The organism is Terriglobia bacterium, assembly GCA_020072815.1.
Lineage (GTDB): Bacteria > Acidobacteriota > Terriglobia > Terriglobales > Acidobacteriaceae > Angelobacter.
On record JAIQGE010000022.1, the window covers coordinates 26656 to 47477 of the forward strand.

General features: G+C 57.8%; 21 protein-coding genes. 5 read left to right on the forward strand and 16 right to left on the reverse strand.

Going from position 1 to position 20822, the window contains the following annotated elements:
• The 3 genes from yihA to LAO20_21235 all read right to left on the reverse strand — a co-directional run bounded on the left by yihA (position 1) and on the right by LAO20_21235 (position 1347).
• On the reverse strand, positions 1 to 624 hold the full coding sequence (yihA, locus tag LAO20_21225; protein ID MBZ5533960.1) for a ribosome biogenesis GTP-binding protein YihA/YsxC: 624 nt from the start codon (positions 622 to 624) through the stop codon (positions 1 to 3).
• A gap of 221 nt (positions 625 to 845) precedes the next feature.
• Positions 846 to 1214 carry a phage terminase large subunit family protein gene (locus tag LAO20_21230; GenBank protein MBZ5533961.1) on the reverse strand — a complete coding sequence of 123 codons (369 nt, stop codon included), beginning with the start codon at positions 1212 to 1214 and terminating at the stop codon, positions 846 to 848.
• Positions 1165 to 1347, reverse strand: a complete 183-nt coding sequence (locus LAO20_21235; GenBank protein ID MBZ5533962.1) for a hypothetical protein — start codon at positions 1345 to 1347, stop codon at positions 1165 to 1167. Before LAO20_21235 ends, LAO20_21230 begins: the two co-directional genes overlap by 50 nt.
• Before the next feature lie 430 nt (positions 1348 to 1777).
• Here LAO20_21235 and LAO20_21240 point away from each other — a divergent pair, with 430 nt between their 5' ends.
• Together LAO20_21240 and LAO20_21245 are read left to right on the forward strand one after the other, a co-directional pair.
• On the forward strand, positions 1778 to 2731 hold the full coding sequence (locus LAO20_21240; protein ID MBZ5533963.1) for a hypothetical protein: 954 nt from the start codon (positions 1778 to 1780) through the stop codon (positions 2729 to 2731).
• Between the two features lie 184 nt (positions 2732 to 2915).
• Positions 2916 to 3692, forward strand: coding sequence for a SpoIIE family protein phosphatase (locus LAO20_21245; protein ID MBZ5533964.1), 777 nt, complete (start codon positions 2916 to 2918; stop codon positions 3690 to 3692).
• A gap of 119 nt (positions 3693 to 3811) precedes the next feature.
• Here LAO20_21245 and LAO20_21250 read toward each other — a convergent pair whose 3' ends face one another.
• The 4 genes from LAO20_21250 to LAO20_21265 form a co-directional block, all read right to left on the reverse strand.
• Complete coding sequence (locus LAO20_21250; protein MBZ5533965.1) at positions 3812 to 4396, reverse strand: hypothetical protein; 585 nt, start codon at positions 4394 to 4396, stop codon at positions 3812 to 3814.
• A gap of 629 nt (positions 4397 to 5025) precedes the next feature.
• Positions 5026 to 5808, reverse strand: a complete 783-nt coding sequence (locus LAO20_21255) for a hypothetical protein (protein MBZ5533966.1) — start codon at positions 5806 to 5808, stop codon at positions 5026 to 5028.
• Positions 5809 to 5851: 43 nt separating this feature from the next.
• Entirely contained in the window at positions 5852 to 6295 is a 444-nt protein-coding gene (locus tag LAO20_21260; protein MBZ5533967.1) for a hypothetical protein, read from the reverse strand.
• Positions 6296 to 6672: 377 nt separating this feature from the next.
• Entirely contained in the window at positions 6673 to 6981 is a 309-nt protein-coding gene (locus LAO20_21265) for a hypothetical protein (protein MBZ5533968.1), read from the reverse strand.
• A gap of 22 nt (positions 6982 to 7003) precedes the next feature.
• Between LAO20_21265 and LAO20_21270 the strand changes: the two genes are divergently transcribed.
• Positions 7004 to 7285 (forward strand): hypothetical protein, encoded by a 282-nt coding sequence (locus tag LAO20_21270; GenBank protein ID MBZ5533969.1) that lies wholly within the window; start codon positions 7004 to 7006, stop codon positions 7283 to 7285.
• A 245-nt stretch (positions 7286 to 7530) separates the two neighbouring features.
• On the opposite strand, the gene lon is transcribed toward LAO20_21270, so the two are convergent.
• The 4 genes from lon to tig all read right to left on the reverse strand — a co-directional run bounded on the left by lon (position 7531) and on the right by tig (position 13452).
• Positions 7531 to 9951, reverse strand: a complete 2421-nt coding sequence (lon, locus tag LAO20_21275; protein ID MBZ5533970.1) for an endopeptidase La — start codon at positions 9949 to 9951, stop codon at positions 7531 to 7533.
• A 148-nt stretch (positions 9952 to 10099) separates the two neighbouring features.
• Entirely contained in the window at positions 10100 to 11368 is a 1269-nt protein-coding gene (gene clpX / locus LAO20_21280; protein ID MBZ5533971.1) for an ATP-dependent Clp protease ATP-binding subunit ClpX, read from the reverse strand.
• 65 nt (positions 11369 to 11433) lie between these two features.
• The gene (gene clpP / locus LAO20_21285; protein MBZ5533972.1) at positions 11434 to 12021 is read right to left on the reverse strand and encodes an ATP-dependent Clp endopeptidase proteolytic subunit ClpP; all 588 of its coding nucleotides are present in this window, start codon (positions 12019 to 12021) and stop codon (positions 11434 to 11436) included.
• 30 nt (positions 12022 to 12051) lie between these two features.
• Positions 12052 to 13452 (reverse strand): trigger factor, encoded by a 1401-nt coding sequence (tig, locus tag LAO20_21290; protein ID MBZ5533973.1) that lies wholly within the window; start codon positions 13450 to 13452, stop codon positions 12052 to 12054.
• Positions 13453 to 13741: 289 nt separating this feature from the next.
• On the opposite strand from tig, the gene LAO20_21295 reads away from it, so the two are divergent.
• Together LAO20_21295 and LAO20_21300 are read left to right on the forward strand one after the other, a co-directional pair.
• Complete coding sequence (locus tag LAO20_21295; protein ID MBZ5533974.1) at positions 13742 to 14113, forward strand: hypothetical protein; 372 nt, start codon at positions 13742 to 13744, stop codon at positions 14111 to 14113.
• A 137-nt stretch (positions 14114 to 14250) separates the two neighbouring features.
• The gene (locus LAO20_21300) at positions 14251 to 14937 is read left to right on the forward strand and encodes a uracil-DNA glycosylase (protein ID MBZ5533975.1); all 687 of its coding nucleotides are present in this window, start codon (positions 14251 to 14253) and stop codon (positions 14935 to 14937) included.
• Between the two features lie 22 nt (positions 14938 to 14959).
• On the opposite strand, the gene LAO20_21305 is transcribed toward LAO20_21300, so the two are convergent.
• The 5 genes from LAO20_21305 to LAO20_21325 all read right to left on the reverse strand — a co-directional run bounded on the left by LAO20_21305 (position 14960) and on the right by LAO20_21325 (position 20806).
• Entirely contained in the window at positions 14960 to 16216 is a 1257-nt protein-coding gene (locus LAO20_21305) for a metallophosphoesterase (GenBank protein ID MBZ5533976.1), read from the reverse strand.
• Between the two features lie 208 nt (positions 16217 to 16424).
• Positions 16425 to 17363 (reverse strand): hypothetical protein, encoded by a 939-nt coding sequence (locus LAO20_21310; GenBank protein MBZ5533977.1) that lies wholly within the window; start codon positions 17361 to 17363, stop codon positions 16425 to 16427.
• Positions 17364 to 17389: 26 nt separating this feature from the next.
• Positions 17390 to 18331 (reverse strand): hypothetical protein, encoded by a 942-nt coding sequence (locus LAO20_21315; protein MBZ5533978.1) that lies wholly within the window; start codon positions 18329 to 18331, stop codon positions 17390 to 17392.
• 106 nt (positions 18332 to 18437) lie between these two features.
• The gene (locus LAO20_21320; protein MBZ5533979.1) at positions 18438 to 19166 is read right to left on the reverse strand and encodes a hypothetical protein; all 729 of its coding nucleotides are present in this window, start codon (positions 19164 to 19166) and stop codon (positions 18438 to 18440) included.
• Between the two features lie 26 nt (positions 19167 to 19192).
• Positions 19193 to 20806: a tetratricopeptide repeat protein gene (locus LAO20_21325; protein MBZ5533980.1), complete on the reverse strand. Its 1614-nt coding sequence runs from the start codon at positions 20804 to 20806 to the stop codon at positions 19193 to 19195.
• Positions 20807 to 20822: the final 16 nt, after the last annotated feature.

The following is a 20822-nucleotide window of genomic DNA, read 5'->3' on the forward strand; positions in this document are numbered from 1 at the left end:
TTATTCGGCCGCCTGCGCGTGGGCCGCGTGTTCAGCCACGCGCGCACGAATCGCGCGCCAGAGCTCTGTGCGTCCCGCGCCGGTTTTAGAGGAGTAAGGCAGAATCTCACTGATGCCGTGGTCGCGCGCCAGCGTGCCCAGCGCGTTCCGTAGCTTGTTGGCGGAGAGCTTGTCCGCTTTGGTGCCGACTACCAGAAACTCGCGCTGCGTGTGCTGCAGGTAGCTGATGAGCTTGTGGTCGGGCGCCTGCGCCGGAATGTTGGCGTCAATCAGCACCACACAAAGCCGCAGCGTCTTGCGGTCCTGCAGGTAGGGCTCAATGAACTTGGGCCATTCGGCGGAGATTTCGCGGGAAATCTTGGCGTAACCGTATCCCGGCAGGTCCACCAGCAGCATTTCCGGATGAGGCTGGCCGGGATTGGAATAAATCCCGATGAAGTTGATGGTGCGCGTGCGGCCCGGCGTGGAACTCACATGCGCCACCTTCTCCCCCAGCAGGGAATTGATCAGGCTGGACTTGCCCACGTTCGACCGGCCCAGGAAAGCGAATTCCGGGGGACCTTCCGGTGGGAAGGCGTGGGGATCGGTGGTGGCGAAGAGAAACTTGGCGATGGAGGCCTTCATGCGGTAACCACCAGTGTAGCGGAAAAGCAGTAACAGGTTCCCGTGCGGGCTGGCCAATGCGGTAGGCGTCCGCCCATTCGCTTACGGTGAGATCAAGGGTCCGGGGTCCAGCCGCGCGCCCAGGCTTCAAGGTAGAGTGCCGTTCCCGCCGTTGCGGGAATGACCGTTTCCGTTTGCGGGGTTGGTGCTGAGTTCACTGCAAACGCGCCTGATTTCATCCGTCAGCAGCCGCCGGACCTCGGCTTCGTCTTGAGCAGCTCCACGTTGTCTTTGGCTTTGAGAAATTCGTCCACGCAGGACGCCCACGTGCGCCAGCCCAGAGGCGAGTAAAGCGAACTCAGATGGAAGCCGATGGTGCCGCCGTCGCCCTTTTGCGTGGCGCGCCATTCGCCTGCGGCCAGCATCTGCGTCTTGAAGCGCTCTTCGATCAACTTAAGGCAGCTCACGCATTGCAGCCGGGCGGTGAGCGGATCATTGTCGGTCCAGCGGATTCCGCCGGCTTCGCCCTTTTTGCCGCAGCGGTGGGCATGATGCAGGTTATCACTTGCCGCCCTTTTTTGCCGGTTTGCCGGCGACCAGTTGCGGGTCAAGGCCCATGTCGCGCATCCGCTGGAGCGTGACGGCCACATACTTCGGTTCAATGTCCATGCCATAGCAAAGGCGACCTGACGATTCACAAGCAACGTGTGTGGTTCCTGCCCCGGCGAACAGATCAGCAACCATATCACCTGGTAGCACCCTTCTCTTTCCTGCTTGTTAAAGGTCTCTAATCTGCCGTGCGCGAATCAGGTATCTAGGCCGGGAAATTCCCCATGTCACCTGATGGTCACACGACCCTGAGAGGTCCACACTCACCGCGTCGCATCAGTTTTTCATGCTGGTGCTCAAAGCAGCTTCCAAGTTGGGCATCGTGTGCTAAGTAGGAAAACAGCATACGCCGGAGGAGCGCCCCCCAAGTTCCGCCGTTAATTGAAACAAATGTCAAAAAGCTGTCGACCAGGAGAAGCCACCATGCTTACTGCGCTTCCACGGCGTACATTGCTGCCGCCCGTGGTGTCCCCACAGCTGATGACAGACGCTCGGTTTCGCCCAGCGTGGAGAGCACCGTGAGCGGAAGAGCAGAGTCCGCCCGCAAGAAAGGACTTTGACGGTCATGAACTACATCAAAGAAACAGCCTGCGCCACCCCGGTGTTGCCACCGCTCACCGGCGATCGCCTTTGGAGCGGACTCTCACGCGTGACCACCGCCGCGCGGCGTTTCGCCTGCGACTTGCGGGCCAGTGATCCCTTGCTCTTCCACCTGGGATGGATCATGCAGGCGCTGATACCGTTGTTTGCCGTCATGGCCGCCGCCTATCATTTTTCCGGACATGCGGCGAACGTGAATGGCATCAATCCCTCGGGCATCAATCCATGGACCAAGCCGATCAAGTTTGCCACGTCCTTGTCCACGCTTCTATGGACTCTTGCGCCCATGTTGCTGGCCCTGCGCGTTCCCGAGTGGCAGAGAAAGGCTGCGCGGCAGGCGATCGCCTTTGGCGCGGTGATGGAAATGGTCTGCCTGACGGCCCAGGCCGGCCGCGGCGCCTACTTCTCCGGTCCGGCCACGTTGACTGACGCGGTGGTCTTTCGCGGCACATCAGCCATGATCTCAGTCATCACCGCCGTCTGCCTGTGGATGACCGTGCTTTACTTCGTCAACAGCCGTGTGGCGCTGGCGGACAAGATGATGCTGGCCGCCATCCGCTTCAGCCTGGTGATCTTCATGATCGGGAACGCCGTCGGTGGCTACATGCTGGCGCGAGGATCGCATACCGTTGGCGCCCCCGATGGCGGTCCGGGCATGCCCTTCACCAACTGGAGCACCACGGCCGGTGACCTGCGCGTGGCGCACTTCATCGCCATCCACGCCATTCAAATTCTGCCCCTGTTGGCCTGGGGCTTGCGGGAACTGATGCCGCCTGCTCCAGAACGAAGGCTTCGCCTGGTTCTCTACGCCGCCAGCGCGGTGCTGTCACTGGCCGTTGCCGGAGCGTTTATTCAAGCCGCGATGGCCCACCCATTGATGCCGATGGCCCAGACGCAGCAAGCGGCGCGGATTCCCTAGAGCCGGGTTCAAACAGGGCTCAAGGTGATTGCGATCACCCAAAGTCGAGCCGAAAGGATGAAAGCCAGGGGACCTGGGTGCCCCTCATCCCGCGCCGGCGTACGCCATGGTCGCCGCAAACAGCACTGGTATAGCACCAAATTCTGTGCTAACGTGTGCTGCCTTTTTTCCCCCACGAATTTGAATGCGCCACCTCTTTCAATTCGCCAGGACGGAACCAGCGCCTGCCGTCCCTTTACACGCCCAGGCGCCTGAACTGCGCGAGGCCCAATTGGCGGCCATCTACTACGGTCGGCGCACCGGCGGCGACTTCTACGATTTTTGCCGTGTCAGCCCGATTCGCGTGCTGTTCGCTCTGCTGGACGTGGCCGGACGCCTGGATGAGAACCGCGGGATCATCGCCGCGGCGCAAAGCACTCTGCGCACCACGGGAGCAGAGTTGCTGGCCCAGGAAGAAGCCAACGAGCCCGACGCCATGATTGAAATCTGCCTGCAGCTGAACAAGAGCATCCTGAAAGCGGCGGGAGGCACCTGTCCCTGCCCGGTCTTTGCCGGCTGCTACAACGAAAATCTGGGAACGGTTTGTTACTTCAATGCCGGCCACACGCCCGGGTTGGTGCGCGACGACGTGGGAATCGTGGAGCTGCACGCCACGGGTCTTCCGCTGGGACTGTTTTCACACTGTACGCCGGATGCGTCCATTGTGGCCATTACGCCTGGTGCCGCCCTCCTGGTGGTTTCCCGCGGAACCATCAAAGCCAAGTGGAAAGAGGAAGAATTTGGCATGGAGCAGGTGAAGGACAGTCTGCAGCGAGCCAAGTCGCAAAGCGCGAAGGAAATCTGCTCGACCGTTGTCGAACAGGTCCAGGTACACATGCGCAAAGGCCCGGCGCGCGGTGATGTGACCGTCCTGGCCTTGGCCCGTCCGACGAGCGCGAAGTCGCTGGCTGCGGTGAGCTAACGCGCGGCCTAGCCGCGGTTGGATGGCACGGGTTGCGCAGACTACACACTAGGTTGTCAAAGATCATCCTCTGACTGGTATCAGCCAGAAACATCTAAATCATTGCTGGGAAGTGCGGATCACGCTGCTTCCTCTCGCTTTGCTGCGGACGCAGCCAACCCTATGCTTCGGTTGGTTCTGCGTTCGCCTGCGCAAATCTGCGGCGACACTTCCTGTTCCCGAATCGGCCTTGAACCAAGTCTGTGCGCGTCCTTTGAAGCTGGCTCTTTCTTCCTCTTTGTTCCTTTGTGCGCTCCGTGGTAAAGGGCCAACAGCTTCGCCGCCATCTGTATTGTCACAGCCAGTTTCCCCGCCGTCTTGCAATCCATCCGCCCGTCAATCACCGCCTCAGCCATTACCGCCAGCGTCACCTGGATCGCGTTGAAATCCATAGAGATGTCCGCCGGACCGAACTCCCCTCTGCCGCGGCTCCGCATCCGCCGGACCACTTCTTCCAGCACCGCCCGCCGTTCCCGCTCCCGCCTCGCCGCCAGCGCGTGCTGACCCGCGTGCGCGTAGCATATGTGCGCGCCTTTCTCCGCCGGGGCCTTGCACTGCTCGCCATTCTTGCGAAACACCTGGCACCGCCGGTAATAGGCATACCTCAGCTCCGGCGCCGAGTTCGTAGCTCCCGAATTCTCGTTTCTGTAAGTTAGCTGGCTCATCTCTGGCTTTCCGATTACGGGCGATGTCGGCGATGACGTGCGATTCCGGCGATCTCCCCCATCCCTCCCCCGGTGGACTCAACTAGGATTCCAAAGTACTTAGCTTGGGTCATCCCAGCAAATTCCCCTTCAAACGGGTATCAAACTGGCTTCAAATTGCTCCGGAGTCCGGGTTTTCTGCTTTTCTGTTTTCGCTAGCTGCTAGAAGCCAGCCGCCAGTTGCATGCGGCTACGCCGCATTCTACCTTATATTCGCCGACAAATCAATAGCGAAATAGGACAATGTCCCCTCCGAGACGACGGTCGCGTGGCTCAGCCGCCCCGGCTGTGCAGGGTGTAAGCCCAGGCCTTCAGAGCAATGGAACGACTTCCCAAAACGAGAGCCCATCAGGCTTAAATGAGCAGTCTGAGATACCAAAGCTCAGCCCCGTAGGCGCGTCACGAGTTAGCCCAGCACGGCCCCGAGGCGCGCATCGCGCGCTGAGCAGGTAAGTGCTGGGTAGCGGAACAAACGAATCCTTCCTCACGCCGTAGGCCCGCGCGCAGCGACGCGGAGCGCAGAATCTCGGTGCCCATGGAATTTAGTGGTCAATTAAATGGTCGATGATGGTCTAGAGCGAAAATGAAATCTATTTCAACAGACTCTCCGGGATCATATGAGCATTTTTTATGTTTTCTCGCTCCGAAATCAGGCGCTCTAACACGGAGTTGTGATACAGACCTGCCCACAGCCACTTCTGCCTTGCTCTCTCGTCGAGTTTGCGTCGATTCAGCTCGCGGTGGATTTTCCCCTTATGAGCGTTTAGAAGTTGGAGCCTGTTCGTGAAATTGACTTGCATGAACCCATTGGTTTCGGCATATCTGTAAGCGGCGTAGAGATAGTTCACAAAAGTGGCGCCATCCTCGCCTCGCTTGAGCGAAGGTGGCCATATCTTTTCTGTTTCCGATTCTGTCTGAGTTATGAGCTGCTTGTCGATTACGATCCTTGGATATGCGGCCACTTGGTGTTCCAACCGATAGGATTCATTGAGCGCTGGACCGAAGATGAAATCGTCATCTATATGACAATCCCTCATGCACACTCCTCCTCGTATCAGAATGCCATCTCTCGCAAGCAAATCGCACTGCATCTGAACCAAATACTGGATTTCAATGTTTACTCGCTCGATTAGATTCGTGTGATGCGGCGATATTTCGGTGTGTCGGACTATCAGGTCGGAAAAAGTGCGAGTCGTCGTCCATGTCTTAAAAGAACCATCTAGCTTCAAAACGCCTGAGCTTGCCTTGGTTTTTTGCGTCGTTTTGCGAAGGAGCTTGAGAATTGGGGCAGGACTTCTTGATTTCTCTACCCGTTGTCCAAATCCGAGCACATCCAAAAAGGTCAGGATCGCTCTCTTGTATTCAACTTTCATATTGCCTTCATTGTATTAACTGCGCTTTTTGTGACATTGCAGATCAATGTTTTAGTTTCAGGGCAGCATACGCGATTAGCAGAGACATGATGCTGATGATGAGGGCACCCAAGGGACTGATGATGTCCTTGACAATCGCCGTCACCGTTTCTCTGCGCTCCTTCCTTTCCTGCCTGATCTTGGACCGCAAGTCGGCATATGCCTTTGGCGTTAGAATTGTTGGCCCGAAGAAGTCATCCCATGCGTCCTTGTCTGAATGTGAGGGAATCGGCACCTTTAGATGGCGGGCCCGCCGTACTAGAGCGTCACTGTGAGCAATCGAGATATTCATATCAAGCTCACTTAACTCTGCCTCGTCATCAGCGATCATCAGTGCAACTTGTTGTTGAGTGTGATCCTGTTTGCGTAGACTTTCCACTTTTGTGTGATAAGCCCTCGTCATCTTGTTGAGGCGTCTCTGCATTCTCCAAATCTCATCGAAGATCATTTAATGCCTTTCTTTTGGAAACGACAGGTTTATTTGCCGTCGATGCGGCACTGATAAATCTTAACCGTTGTCAGTTGCTAGAGTGTGCCGCCAGTCGCAATTTCTGACTTGACACATCTCGGAATCTATCATATACATTGTATCTGAATGAAAGTTCTCTCAACCCGCGAGGCCGCCAAGAAATTGGGTATACATTTCACGACACTGGCTCATTATCTCGCTGCTGGGAAACTCCCGATGCCAACAATTCTTGATGTTGGCACTTCCAAACTCCACGCTTGGAGCGAGGAAGACATTGAACGGGCCCGCCAACTCCTGCCCAAGATCGCCAACGGCAGGAAGACCCGGTACAAGAAGAAGCAGTCAGCAGTCAGCAATCAGCCAAAGCAACGAAGAAGAAAAAAATAAGTAAAACCCAAAGCAGATTCCTCACCATTAAAGCGGTTCGGAATGACAAACCCAACGGACAGCGCCAGTGCTTCTAACACTGACGCCGCCCTAACCAACGTCACCTGACGAGAGGAAACGATGGCTACCAATAAAGCTAAACGCTCCACTTCTTTGGCGCAACCTGCGCGCCGCCGCCCGCCACACAAAACCGCCGCGTCCAAGACCACAAAACCCAAGACCAGAAAGCCCAAGACCAGAAAGCCCGAAGCCGCCCCAACCAAAACAACGAAGTCCAAGCGGTCGCTCCCGTCCCTGCCGATGCCCATCATCACCAAGCGCGGACAAACCACCATCCGCCGCTATGACGGACGGCGCTTCTACCGCTTTGAAGAAGCCAAGGGCAAACCCGTGGACTACGTCGAAGTGTTCACCAGCGGCGAATACCACGCCCTCGACGTCCGCTTTCAGGACAAAACCGCCATGCACTTTGTGATCGAACCGGGCTTCACCCTCGACACCGAATACTGCGATTGGAAAACCGGCAACTGGCGTCCCATCAAGAAATGGCCGCTTATCCGCAGCGCGACATTCAATTCCTGAATTACAACCAGCGGCGCCAGGTTGCCGTGATCGCAACGTGATCGCCGTCATCGGAAAACAGAACGGTTGCCGCGGATTTTCGCAGATGAACGCTGATATAGCGATTAGCCGCAAATCAGCGCGAAGGGCCGCGAATCAGATCACAAAGACGCGAGGCCGACTAGCGCGCCGAACCGCTTGCTTCAAGGGCTGATCCAACGCCGAAAAAGGAATGCTCGACGGCGGTGTGGAGCGAAGCGACAGGATTAAAGATACCGTTCGCGGTGAACTTCCTGCACGTCTGGGATCGGCTGGACCGCTTCCTCGGGAACTTCCGGCAACGGCCTTTCCAGCGCGAACTTCAGCACCTGGTCCATATTTTCCACCGGATGGATCTTCATCTGGCTGCGGATGTTCTCCGGCACCTCTGGCAGGTCGCGTTCGTTCTCTTTGGGGATGATGGTTTCTTTGATGCCGGCGCGCAGCGCGGCCAGCAGCTTTTCTTTCAGGCCGCCGATGGGCAGAACTTTCCCGCGCAGGGTGATTTCACCGGTCATGGCCACGTCGCGGCGGACGGCAATCTTGCTCATGGCGCTGGCGATGGCCGTCGCCATCGTGATGCCCGCCGAGGGCCCATCTTTGGGAATAGCGCCTTCGGGCACGTGGATGTGAATGTCCACGTTGCGGTAGAAATCTTTCGGCAGCCCCAGGCGCGACGCGCGTGAACGGACGTAAGACATGGCGGCGTGGGCCGACTCCTGCATTACGTCGCCCAACTGGCCGGTGATGGTGAGCTTGCCCTTGCCGGGCACAATCGCCACTTCCGTGCTGAGGATGGAGCCGCCCACTTCCGTCCAGGCCAGCCCGGTGACCAGGCCGACTTCATTCTTCTCATGGGCCAGGGTGTCACGGAACTTGGTGACGCCCAGAAAGTCTGAGATGTTTTTCTCAGTCAGCGCAACGCTGTAGCCGGGCCCTTCTTTCACTACCTTGCGCGCCACTTTGCGGCAGATGTTGCCGATCTCGCGCTCCAGGTTGCGTACACCGGCCTCCCGCGTGTACGAGCGGATCACTTCTTTGAGGGCGTCCTCACTAAATTCGATTTGCTTTTCTGTGAGCCCGGTGGCCGTGCGCTGTTTGCGCACCAGGAACTGCTTGGCGATTTCGATTTTTTCCAGCTCGGTGTAGCCGTGCAGCCGTAATACTTCCATGCGGTCCTGTAGCGCCGCAGGCACGGTGTGCAGAACGTTGGCCGTGGCCACAAAGAAGACCTGGGAGAGATCGTATTCCACGTCCAAGTAGTGGTCCTGGAACATCCAGTTCTGTTCCGGATCCAGGACTTCCAGCAGCGCCGCTGAGGGATCGCCGCGGAAGTCGGAAGCCATCTTGTCCACTTCATCCAGCATGAAGACCGGGTTCTTGGTGCCGGCCTTCTTCATCATCTGGATAATCTGGCCGGGAAGCGCGCCGATGTAGGTGCGGCGATGCCCGCGAATCTCAGCTTCATCGCGCACGCCGCCCAGCGACATGCGGACGAACTTGCGTCCCGTGGCCCGCGCAATCGACATGCCCAGTGAAGTTTTTCCCACACCCGGAGGCCCGACAAAGCAGAGAATCGAACCCTTGGGGTTCTTCACCAACTGGCGGACAGCCAGAAATTCCAGGATGCGGTCTTTGATTTTTTCCAGGCCGTAGTGGTCCTGGTTCAGGATTTTTTCCGCGTGCTCAATGTTGCGGATTTCCTTGGATTTCTTCTTCCACGGCACGGCCAGCAGCCAGTCCAGATAATTGCGCGACACCGTGGACTCGGCCGACATAGGCGGCATGGCTTCCAGCTTCTTGAGTTCCTGGATGGCCTTTTCCTGAACGTCTTTGGGCATGCCGGCGGTGTCAATCTTCTTTTTCAGCTCGTCAAATTCGCTTTTCTCGCCGCGGCCCAGCTCTTTCTGGATGGCCTTGATCTTCTCGTTGAGGTAGTACTCTTTCTGCGCGCGCTCCATCTGCCGCTTCACCCGCGTCTGGATGGTGCGGTCCATGTTCAACTTTTCAATTTCGATGTCCAGCACGTCAGCGATGCGGTTGAGCCGCTCCACGGGATCGAAGATTTCCAGCAATTCCTGCTTTTCTTCGATGGAAAGCTGCAGGTTCTGGGCGATGGTGTCACCCAGTTTGGCCGGGTCGCTCATGCCGGTGATGATCACCGGCTCCAGGTTCAGTGACTGGCACAGCTTCACGTACTGGTCAAACAGGCCGTGCACCCGCTGCATGGCTGCTTCCAGCACCGGGGTGGAATCGGTGGAGTACTTCACGGTACGGACGGTGGCTTCAAAATAGCCGTCATTGTTGAGCAGGGTGAGGACTTTACCGCGTTCCACGCCTTCCACCAGGACTTTGATGTTGCCGTCCGGCAGCTTCAGGTTCTGGACGATGTTGGCAATGGTGCCGACCTGATAAATTTCGTGGGGCTTGGGCTCGTCCACGCTGGCGTCATGCTGCGTGGCCAGGAAAATCTTCCGGTCAGAGGCCAGGGCCTCTTCCAGGGCGCGCACGCTGGACTCGCGGCCCACGATGAACGGCGTCATCATGAAGGGGAAAATCACCACGTCCCGGATGGGCATCATGGGCAGCTTGCGTGTCTCGAATTTTTCCTTGTTCTGGGTCACTGATTCGCCTTCTGCCCCGGACATCTGAACCCGTCCGGAAGCGCTCGTCTGAGCAAGGATATCATGCAGCGCGAGAGTATTTCTCCGTGCATTCTAACGCCCAACAGAATCAATGGGATAAGCAAAAAGCCCGCTATTTAAGCGGGCTGATTACTTACGTACTCAGGGATTCTTATCCGGCTTTTTCCATGGCCGGCAGGGAAACGTCGCGGCGGTCCACCATTTCCTTGGTGACTTCAAATTCCTTCACGCGTTTCTGGCTGGGCAGGTGGTACATCAGGTCCAGCATCAGCTCTTCCAGGATCATGCGCAGGCCGCGGGCGCCCACTTTGCGCTGCATGGCTTCGCGGGCGATGGCCGCCAGAGAGCCATCGGAGAAGCGCAGCTTCACGTTCTCAAACTCAAACATGCGCTGGTACTGCTTGATGATGGCGTTGCGCGGCCGGGTTAGGATTTCGATGAGCGCGGCTTCGTCCAGGTCGTTGAGGATGCCCACCACCGGCAGGCGTCCGACGAACTCCGGTATCAGGCCGAAGCGGACCAGGTCCTGCGGTTCGGCTTTCTGCAGAAGTTCGGTGTCCCGCTTGCTGGCTTCAGTGAATTCCTTTTCCTTCTGCTCGTTAGTGCGGAAGCCCATGGACTTTTTGCCGATGCGCCGGGCCACGATCTTCTCCAGGCCCACAAACGCGCCGCCGCACAAGAACAGGATGTTGGTGGTATCCACCGGCGTGAATTCCTGGTGGGGATGCTTGCGCCCGCCCTGCGGAGGCACGTTGGCGATGGTGCCTTCCAGGATCTTCAGCAGCGCCTGCTGCACGCCTTCACCGCTTACGTCGCGGGTAATGGAGGGGTTCTCATCCTTGCGGCCGATCTTGTCAATCTCGTCAATGTAGATGATGCCGGTCTGCGCGCGGCCCACGTCGCCGTCGGCGGCCTGCAACAACTTGAGCACGATGTTTTCCACGTCCTCGCCCACGTAGCCGGCCTCGGTGAGGGTGGTGGCGTCCACGATGGCGAAGGGCACATCGAGCATGCGGGCCAAGGTCTGTGCCAGAAGCGTCTTGCCGGTGCCTGTGGGGCCGATCAGCAGAATGTTGGACTTGGTGAGCTCGACTTCGTTGCCCTTGGTGCGGTTCATGTGGATCCGCTTGTAATGGTTGTAAACGGCAACCGAGAGCTTCTTCTTGGTCTGGTCCTGGCCGATCACGTATTCGTCCAGGAAGGTCTTCACTTCCTGGGGTTTGGGCAGGTGGTTGGGAGCAGCCGCGGCATGCGATTCGGTGCGGTCATCTTCCAGAATGGAATTGCAGACGGCCACGCACTCATCGCAAATGTACGCGCGGGGATAATCGCTGGGGGAAGAAATCAGTTTGGCGACGGCATCCTGCGACTTATGGCAGAACGAGCAACGAAGGGTCTCTTCCGGCGATCTAGGCTTCACGACTACTCCTCGATTTAAGGCAGGTTTTGGATTGCTGGCCAGCGGCCTGCCTCAGCTCCGGTACTCTATTTATGCTTGTAAATGATATCGTCAATAATGCCATATTCCTTGCCCTGCTGCGCACTCATTATGAAGTCGCGTTCCACGTCTTTTTCCACCTTTTCCAGCTTCTGACCACTGTGTTTCGAGATCAGCTGGTTGGTGATTTCCCGCATCCTCAAGATTTCACGGGCATGTATGTCAATGTCCGTGGCCTGGCCGCTCAAGCCCGACATGAGGGGCTGGTGGATCAGTATCCGGGACGTAGGTAAGGCGAAACGCTTACCCGCTGCCCCGGCGCAAAGCAACAGCGCCGCCATGCTGGCCGCCTGGCCACAGCAAATCGTCATCACGTCCGGACGCACAAACTGCATGGTGTCATAAATTGCCATCCCGGCGGTGATCGAGCCTCCAGGAGAATTTATATATAGTTGGATGTCTTTTTCGGGGTCTTCTGCTTCAAGGAACAATAGCTGGGCGATCACCAGGTTCGCAATGGTGTCATCAATAGGGGTGCCGATGAAGATAATATTGTCACGCAACAGGCGGGAATAGATGTCATAAGCGCGCTCTCCGCGGCTTGTCTGCTCAACCACCATGGGTACAAGTGCCATTTTGCAAGTTCCTCCGTGACAAAAATCTGCTTACTCTTCCGGCCGGTAATACAGAAAGTTTAACGCTTTTTCGCCGCGCATGCGGGCGCGTATGCGATCCAGGCCGTTGTCCTGGGACAGTTGCTTCCGCACTTCTTCCGGGGTTTGGTTGGTCTGCTGGGCCAGGGTCACTATTTCCTGGTCCAGCTCCTGGTCGCTTACCTGGATGTCTTCCGCGTCAGCGATCCGGTGCAGCAGAATGCCGGACTTGACCTCTTTGGTGGCGGCGTCACGCTGTGCGGCACGCAGGCGGGGAAAGTCCAGGCGCTTCATGTCTTCCGTGCGCATGCCCTGGGCGGCCAGGGCGCGCAGTCCGCGCTCCAGGCGCAGATCAATGTGGTGTTCCACCATGGATTGCGGCACGGGAAACGCGTGTTTCTCGATGAGGGCCTCAATCAGTTTTTCCTTGGCGGCATGCTCCGCCTCATGGAAGAGCTGGTGCTCCATGTTTTCCCGCATGCGCTGCTTCAGTTCGTCCAGGCCCTGGATCTCCTGGCTGAGTTGCTTGGCGAAGTCGTCATTCAACTCGGGCGTGGTCTTTTTCTTGATGACGTTGAGTTTCACGTGGTAGCTAAAGGTCTTTCCCGCCAGGCGCGGATCGTGGAATTCTGCGGGGTAAACCACGTCAAAGCTGCGTTCTTCGCCGGCCTTCATGCCGCGAATGTTTTCGGAGAACTCAGGAATGGTGTTGGCCCCGCCGATTTCCACCAGGACTTCATCCATCTTTACCGGCTTGGCTGCTTCGGCTTCGGGAGCCGCGGTGGATTCATCTTTTGGCGTGGCCTGGAATGATACCTGGGCAAAGTCGCCGTCGGCAGCCGCGCGCTCTTCGCTGATGGCGTCATAGCTGGCCTGGTTCTCGCGCAGCTTCTGCAGCTCGGCTTCCACGTCTTCGTCAGTAACTTTCACTTCCGGCTTTTCCACCGGGATGCTTTTGTAGTCGCCGAGTTCAAATTCGGGCATCACGTCAAAACGCGCGGTGAAGCGCACAGGCTCGCCCGGCTTGGCCTCCAGCTTGGTGATGGCCGGAGCCGAGATGGGTTGCAGGCCGTTGGACATGACGGCCACGCGGAAATACTGCGGAACCAGCCGCTCCAGCAGATCTTCCTGGATCTTGTCGGCGAAGCGGTTCTTCACCACGCTGCCCGGGACCTTGCCCTGGCGAAAACCGGGCACACGAGCCTGTTTGGTGTAGTTCTTCACCAGGCTGTCCCGCTGTTCTTCCACCTCTTCCGCGGGAATCTCCACGGTGATTTCGCGACGGCAGGCGGCATAGATGTCTTCGGCGGCTTCCTGAGCGCCGCTTTCCGCCGGGCTGGGCGAAGGGGCGTCGGGCGTCGCCTGGGATTCTGGCTCTTCGGCCAGCTTGTTTTCAGGGTTTACGTTGTCCAAGTGTTTTTCCTTCAATCGTCTAGTGGGGGACGGCAAAATCGGGTCTCGACTGCCACAATCTTCCAAACTCCCAGTGTAAGAGAGTTTTCTCCTGCTGGTCAAACCCGGGCCGGGTTCCGGCCGGTTACCATCGTGTTCAAAAAGCCTCGAAAGTTAGGCATTCTTCAGGTTTTAAGGGCGTCCAGACCTTCGAAATTGGCCCGGAATTAGCATTTTTTTACTTGCTTTCGCCCCGCTTCCGGGGAATACTTTGTTGTAACAGCAAGACATTATTCAGACGACGGATAAGATGAGACTCGCAATCCTTTCCATCTCGACGGATAGGGTGTTGACACCCATCCGCAATGCGGTGTTGGCCCACGCCGGCTACGGCGTAATTCCCGCCACCAGCATCGAATCAGCCTTGAAGATTCTCCGTGGCCGCCACGTGTGTGCGGTGATTGTGGGCAACTCCATTCCAGCCAGTGAGCGGCGCATGCTCTGCTCGGAAGCGCAAAGGCGCGGCGTTCCGTCCGTGGTCCTGGACCCCTACGAGCAGGTGGGCGACGACAAATCTGAATTGCACATCAACCCGCTCGAAGGCCCGGAAGTCTTCCTGGACGCCCTGGCCAGCCTGGTGCAGCGCGACCACCTGGAGTGCGCCGGGGCCGCCCACGCATAAGCTGGAGTTCTGCTCAAGAATCAGCCAAAGTAGCATGGACCGCATTGCGCCCTGGTTTGCGCATGACTTCCCGATGACAGCGATCACGTTGCGATCACGCGCGATCACGGCGATTCTTCCGTTGTACACTGGGCTTGATGTCCCGCACCCTCGCCTTACTCAATCAGGAAATCACTGCGTGCACCAGTTGTCCGCGATTGGTGGAATATTGCCAGAAGATCGGTCGCGAGAAGCGCCGCGCCTACCGCGAGTGGGACTATTGGGCCAAGCCGGTCCCCGGCTTCGGAGATCCCAAAGCCCGTGTGCTAATTCTTGGTCTTGCGCCGGGTGCGCACGGGTCCAACCGCACCGGGCGGCCGTTCACCGGTGATGGCTCCGGTCACTTTCTTTATCGCGTGCTGCACAACGCCGGATTCGCTTCCCAACCCACGTCATTGCAGCGTGACGACGGCATGCAACTCCACGATGCTTACATCACCGCGGCCGTCCACTGCGCGCCGCCGGCCAACAAGCCCAGTCCGGAGGAAATTGCCAACTGCTCGCGCCATCTTGACCGCGAGATCGCGGCGCTGAAAGACCTCAGGCTGATGGTGGTCCTGGGCAAGATCGCCTTTGATGCCTACTTGAACCATCTGAAACGCCACGGCCTGCTCAAGACCAAAGCGGAGTTTGTGTTCGCGCACGGCGCGCACTACTCGATGCCCGATGGCAAGATTCTCCTGTGCGCGTTCCACCCGTCACTGCAAAACACCAACACCGGCAAGCTGACGGAGAAGATGCTTCTGGATGTGTTCCGGAAAGCCAGGAAGCTGGTGGAAAGGTAAGCTTTTCTGCAAGCCCGGCTGTTCAGGGTTTCTTGTTCTTTGCGGCTGGCGCTGGCGTTTTCGACTGCGCAGGACCGTTTGCCGGTGCGGGCGCAGCTTCGGCTTTGGGCTCAGGGCACCTGGTGGTGGTTTCCACTGCGTTGGGGTCAATGTCCTGAGAATTGTGGGCAAAACACCAGTCCACAAAAGTCCGCTGATATCGGCGCCAAACCGGCGGGGGAACGTCTTCTTCTTTCACTTCCTGGAATTCAAACTTGATCTCGCCATGCTTGTTGACCGTGCCCAGCAGATATCCGTAAACGTTGGTTCTTGGGCCGATGCTCTTGGATTTATCTTTAGGAAGGGAATAACGGACCGCGCCGGCTGTTCCCACGATCCATCCTTTCAAGTGTTCGGGCTCCGCACGGCTATTGAAGATTCCTTCCATGTAGTAGTGAGAGTGACTCGCCAGTATGTACACGGGCTTGTTCGGGTATTTCTTTTGAAAATCCAGTAATGCTTTGTACACCTGCTCGCCGTCATTGCAGCTGGCTGTCCAGGCCGCATCGTGTTTTTTCGTTACATCGCACATGGCATGGTCGGCGGAAATGCTGCCCGGCAGCGCTTCATGCATGCCCACCACCACGCTGCGGACGTTCTCATCGTCAGCGGCAAATTGCAGGATGGCGGTGAGCCAGTCCCTCTGTGTCGTGCCAAAGAGATCGCTCGCATTGTCCAGGTAAATGAAATCTACTCCACCCTGGATCCAGTGATAGTAATTCCTGGCCTCCTTTACGCACCCCGCTTTGGCTGAGGTTGTTCCCTTGGCCGCCAGGGCGTCAGCCGCTTTGCAGTCTTCGGTCTGCTGCTTTTCCACCGCCGGCGCCAGCAGCCAATCTTTGAACTGCGTGGTAAACTGGGCGCCCCTGATCTCAGGAGGAACTACTTCGTCCTCTTTGGGTCTTTTGCTTTTGGGCGGGACCACCTCATGATTGCCGATTCCCACGTAGAAAGGAGTTGAGCCGAACGGCGCGATCTGGTTTTCGATGAAATCGGGCCAGGCGCGTTTGACGTAGTTCTCGCAGCCCAGGTACCGCCCGTTCTTAAGCTCGGCGTACGCCATGTCCTCGTCAACTTTGTAGATGGCGCGCAAATCGCCCAGGTGCCAGTAAAAGGAAGGCTGATACCGTGCCGCGCTGTCGGCCGCGATTGCCGGCATCACCACGTCGCCACAGTTGCGCGAGTCTCCGGAAGCGATGAAGCGCCACGAGCCTTCTTCGGGCGGAACAAACTTCGCCAACTTCTCCTCATGCCCAGAATCCTTCCCAAAAGCCCTTTCGATAGACGCCCGATTTAGAAAAACGAGTATGAGCAGGGCCAAGCTGGCCAAAAGGAGAACAACCATGGCCGGCGAGCGCAGGGCCCGTGCAAATTTGGCTGCAATCGTTGGTTCCTGTTGAGTTGGTTCAACTTTCGCTGGATCGTTTTCGGCCATAATAGTTTTGGTCTTACTTCCCCTGGGGCTTTCCGCCAGGAGAGTTGGTTCCCGCTTGCTCATTTTTAGCGTCCGACAAAAAGTCTCGCCAAACCGTAAGCGAAAAAGTCTCGATAAAGCTCCGGTATGTGCTGTAAGACCGCAACGATCCCAGAAGCGCCCCGCCTGCGAATAGAAGCAGCGCGGCGGCATGCCGGGAAGTGACTTGGTAGCGCTGGCCGAGTCCGTATCCAATGCCCAGGGAGGCCGCAAGCAGCCCCAGCGCGCAAAGCAACTCCAACCTGCGGGTCCACTCGGGAGGCAGTGACAGCGATGTCATATTCAGGAGCGCGGACGCATTAATGGCCGCCAGCAGGCCAAGCGTAACGGCGATGACCGCGGCAAATCCCGCCCAGCTTACTTCCATCACTCGGAACGCCCATCCCAGGTAGTAGGCAACGGCCAGACCCATGGCGGCCGCCATGCCGCGCGCGAGCGCGTACATGGATTCAAACTGCTCGGCATACCCGGCGTCTTTGCCCAGGATAAGAGAATGGCGCGCCAGATAAAAGGCGTCACGACGGACCTGATCAAGCGCCTTGCTTTTCGATGGCTTATCTTCTTTCTTGCCTATCGCCACATCAAGAGTGAACTTCTTCTTGATAAGGTCAGCGATCTCGGTCTTGGCCTCAAACGACATCTTGCCGTTGTCGCTATCCAATAAGCGCTCAGACGGGAAACGGTCCTGCTTGTCCGCCCCTTTTTCAACCGAGGACGGAAGGACTTTGCCGGCAAACATTTGCAGCATGTGACCGGAGATGTACGCCAGGACCACACCGATGACCGCTGAACTCCAGTCACCGGCCGGCCAGGCGTTGCTCACCAGCCCAATGGGCAACCAGACCAGCAGCAGAAGCAGGGTCCCTGGCAGCAGGTAACCGTAGATATCGTAAAAATTAAACTTATCGAGCAACCGATCACACTCTCACTTGCGGGTATTCAAGACATCTGGGAAAGCAGAGACTCTACCACATCTGGAACATGCTGCCCTTGGTTTTTGGGAATCAAGACCGAGCCCACGCGCTGGTGTCCGCCGCCGCCGAATTTTTCAAAGATCCGTCCCAAGGGAATGCTTGGAAACTCTAGCCAGGGGTTTCGCATGGCTGTGATGGCCGTACCTTCGTCCGAGCGAATCACTCCGATGGAGTAGCGCGCTGTGGGGACAAAATGATAGGCCGCATACCGGTTGATGATTTCATCCTGGTTCTTCTCGGCCTCAAAGGTCGCAATTCCACCTGGGGCCACCCGCAGGCGCTTCTCAACCTGCTTCAGGCCGGCCAGGGTGCGGCGCAAGACTTCGTCATGGCGCAATTTGACTTCAGAAAGCCCGGCCACTTGCCCCAGATCATGCTCACGCAATGCCTTCAGCAGAAACCGGCCGTACTCCGGTCCGTTTGTCTGCAAGAGACTGCGGTTGATCTGCAGCGCGGGAGCTTCACCCAGAATGGCTTCCTGCACGGAAGCGTAACGGGCGGAATCAATCTTCTCCGCCCACTCAACCATCTCCGGGAAGTGCGGCCTTCCGGGCGCGTCTTCTTGAAGATTGCGGTACAACAGAGAAGCGCAGGAACCGGCGAGATCGTCATACAGCAAGATGGCGGAACTTCTTCGCTCACAGAAATCCGCTTTTGCTTCTGGGGTCAGAAACGCAGTCTGGTGGTGGTCGGCCCAGAACTCGGCGCTGGGATGGTAGAGAAAATCTACGACCCCGCAGGGTATCTTCAACCCAGCGGAGAGCCAGGTTTGGCGAACATCGTAGTTAACTGGCTCGAATCCTTCGATCGTCCAGGCCTTCCGCCGTTCCAGAAAATCCCAGGCCAGAACGCAGGAAACAAGTCCATCAAAGCAGGGAAAATGAAAATAGAGCGTTGCGTTCTTCATGAATAGAAATCCGGCCAAGGGCAGGAACCAGCGAAACTCTTCCGCGCAGTCGATTTTACGGGTCGAAACGCAGCTAACCAAACAATCTTTTCAGCGTGCCCACGAACTAGGTGCGAATCCGTGACGCCCTGCCGCGCTTCTTGCCAGCAAAGTAAGCACACTCAGAACTCACCGGACATGCTTCGCACTTGGGATTGGTGCGCTTGCACAACTCCTGGCCATGCCGCTTCAGCAACAGGAAGGCGCGCATGCGGGCGCTGAACTTCTCCGGGACCTCCGCGGCCACGGCCTCTTGCGCTTCACGGTAATTGACCCCATAGTTTTCGCGCTCCATCCCGCTGCGTACGCGGACCAGCACATGCGGACAGTTGGACGGGACAGCGGCCACCGGTGCAATCTCCGCGAACAGCAGGATGCGGTCCGCTCCGGGATCGGCGATGTTGGGGAACTTCTTCAGCGTCTTCCGCACCTGGGCGATTGGACCCACCATTCCTGAGCGCAGATCACCGCCGAACTCATCCTTGATTCGCGCGGCGATCTCCTTGAGCCGCATGGCGCGCAGTTCTGGCACCATGCCGCCGGACTTCAGCGCGTGGGCAAGGGAAGCGGGCGCGGCCGCCAGAATCTGCTCAGGTTCCGTGCCGACTTCTTTATTCAGCGCGTCCCAGCCTTTGGCGCAGGCCGCGTCACTGGCCGGATACCCGCAGTGCCACCACACGATGAACAGATAAGGATTAGTCGGACAGCCGGTTTTCTGGCGTCCGTAGTGGGCCTCCAGTTTGTCGAGGAGTTGTGGAACGGCGATTTTTGGAACTGCGAGCTTTGCTTTGTTCATGCTCGGCAAAACTTTGAGCTTGCAATCTACTTGGCCGCTACCAGCGTCTTGGCCCGCGCCAGCTCCGGGCGGTCCGAATCAATGCCTTGGCAGTTCTTCAGCAGCTGTGCGTAATAGCCGGAGGCTTTTTCCTTCAGGCTGAGTTTCTCCGCTGCTTGCGCTGCGCCGGCCAGTCCGTTGAAGCGGTTGGGATCGGTCTTGAGCGAAATCTCATATTCCGCCAGGGCCTCTTTCGGCTTGTTCATGTCCAGCAGCATGTCCGCCAGCATTTCCCGCGCGGGGATTTCAACTTCAAACTTGCCGACTTTGTCCTGGCGATCGGCGATGGCACGCAGTATGCGGAGGGCGTCATCAGCCTTACCCTGGGTGTAAAGCGTCCAGGCCTGCACTTCTTCGTGTTCGTCCTTCAGGCCGTTAGCCAGGTAAGCTTTTGTTCCCTTGCGCAGGGCCTCAAGTCCTTCTTCGTAGTGCTTTAACGCGTCCTGAGCGGCGCCCGGGTCGTGCAGATGTCCGGCGCCGACAGCGCGTGCCCAATAGGTTACGGCCTGAATGTTCGGCTTGGCCCCAGCCACCGGCTGCAAAGCCACCGCGTCTTTCCACTGGCGGCGTTCCACGGCATAGAGGGCTGCGAAGCCAGAGAGCATTTCGTCGTAGTAATCCTGATAGTCCTCTTCAACGTCCGCACGGTTGTACTTGGTCATGGCGTCGTACATGCTCTTGGCGCTGGCGTCGTCGCCAATCTGGAGATACGCGTACTGCATGAAGTCCATGGAGTGCATGCGATGGTGCATGGTGTGCAAGTGCATGCCGGCCATTTTGTCGGCGGCTTTGAGCGCTGCGGTGTTGGAGGCGATGCTTTCCTGCCACAATCCCAGCCGGGCAAAAATGTGTGACGGCATGTGCACGGCGTGCGGCGACGAAGGCGCAATCGCGGCATACTTGCGCGCGGCCGCCAGTCCCAGGCTGGCCATGGCTGGATTGTCGCACGCGTGAATAATGTAGTGGGCAATGCCCGGGTGGTCAGGCTGCTCGTCGTAAAGCTTGTTGAGGATGGCAACAGCCTTGCGGCCATTGGCATGCGTCTCGTCGCGCTCCGGACCTGACCCGAGCAGGGCCAGTGCATAGAAAACCGCGGCTTCGCGGTCTTTAGGATTGCGTTCATGAACGCCCTGCATGGCTTCCGCGTAAGCGTCTACGCGCGCGTGATATTCCAGGTCATTAGGCAGGCGATAGAGCACGGATACAGCCTTGATGTAGTCGCGCTCGCGCTGCGTCGTCTTCGGGTGGGCTTGCGACGCTTTTTCCAAGATGGCGCGCCCTTTGCTCAAATCCTCTTTGCGCAACCGGGCCCACAGACTGTGATACAGGCTCATGGCCTGGCCCCAATACGCCATGGCGCACTGCGGATCACGCGCCGCCACTTCCTTAAACGCGTTTTCTGCCGGCTCGTATTCAAACGAATGCATCAGCGCCACCCCGCGCTCAAAGGTCTTCTGCACTTCAGCCGCACAGGAAATCGGGAAGCTCACGCTCCCGAGCTTTTCGTTGGGATCCATCCCGTGGTGGTGGTCGTCATCGGCGAGCAAGGACAAGGAGGAAAACACGAGCACAAAGCAAACGGTGAGAGAACGCAGATTCATAGTGACTCCAAACGAA

Bases quoted from the DNA above. Each gene is read 5' to 3' on its own strand.
- yihA (MBZ5533960.1), bottom strand. From the start codon at position 624: ATGAAGGCCTCCATCGCCAAGTTTCTCTTCGCCACCACCGATCCCCAC.
- LAO20_21235 (MBZ5533962.1), bottom strand. From the start codon at position 1,347: ATGGTTGCTGATCTGTTCGCCGGGGCAGGAACCACACACGTTGCTTGT.
- LAO20_21240 (MBZ5533963.1), top strand. From the start codon at position 1,778: ATGAACTACATCAAAGAAACAGCCTGCGCCACCCCGGTGTTGCCACCG.
- LAO20_21245 (MBZ5533964.1), top strand. From the start codon at position 2,916: ATGCGCCACCTCTTTCAATTCGCCAGGACGGAACCAGCGCCTGCCGTC.
- LAO20_21250 (MBZ5533965.1), bottom strand. From the start codon at position 4,396: ATGAGCCAGCTAACTTACAGAAACGAGAATTCGGGAGCTACGAACTCG.
- LAO20_21255 (MBZ5533966.1), bottom strand. From the start codon at position 5,808: ATGAAAGTTGAATACAAGAGAGCGATCCTGACCTTTTTGGATGTGCTC.
- LAO20_21260 (MBZ5533967.1), bottom strand. From the start codon at position 6,295: ATGATCTTCGATGAGATTTGGAGAATGCAGAGACGCCTCAACAAGATG.
- LAO20_21270 (MBZ5533969.1), top strand. From the start codon at position 7,004: ATGCCCATCATCACCAAGCGCGGACAAACCACCATCCGCCGCTATGAC.
- lon (MBZ5533970.1), bottom strand. From the start codon at position 9,951: ATGTCCGGGGCAGAAGGCGAATCAGTGACCCAGAACAAGGAAAAATTC.
- clpP (MBZ5533972.1), bottom strand. From the start codon at position 12,021: ATGGCACTTGTACCCATGGTGGTTGAGCAGACAAGCCGCGGAGAGCGC.
- LAO20_21295 (MBZ5533974.1), top strand. From the start codon at position 13,742: ATGAGACTCGCAATCCTTTCCATCTCGACGGATAGGGTGTTGACACCC.
- LAO20_21300 (MBZ5533975.1), top strand. From the start codon at position 14,251: ATGTCCCGCACCCTCGCCTTACTCAATCAGGAAATCACTGCGTGCACC.
- LAO20_21315 (MBZ5533978.1), bottom strand. From the start codon at position 18,331: ATGAAGAACGCAACGCTCTATTTTCATTTTCCCTGCTTTGATGGACTT.
- LAO20_21320 (MBZ5533979.1), bottom strand. From the start codon at position 19,166: ATGAACAAAGCAAAGCTCGCAGTTCCAAAAATCGCCGTTCCACAACTC.
- LAO20_21325 (MBZ5533980.1), bottom strand. From the start codon at position 20,806: ATGAATCTGCGTTCTCTCACCGTTTGCTTTGTGCTCGTGTTTTCCTCC.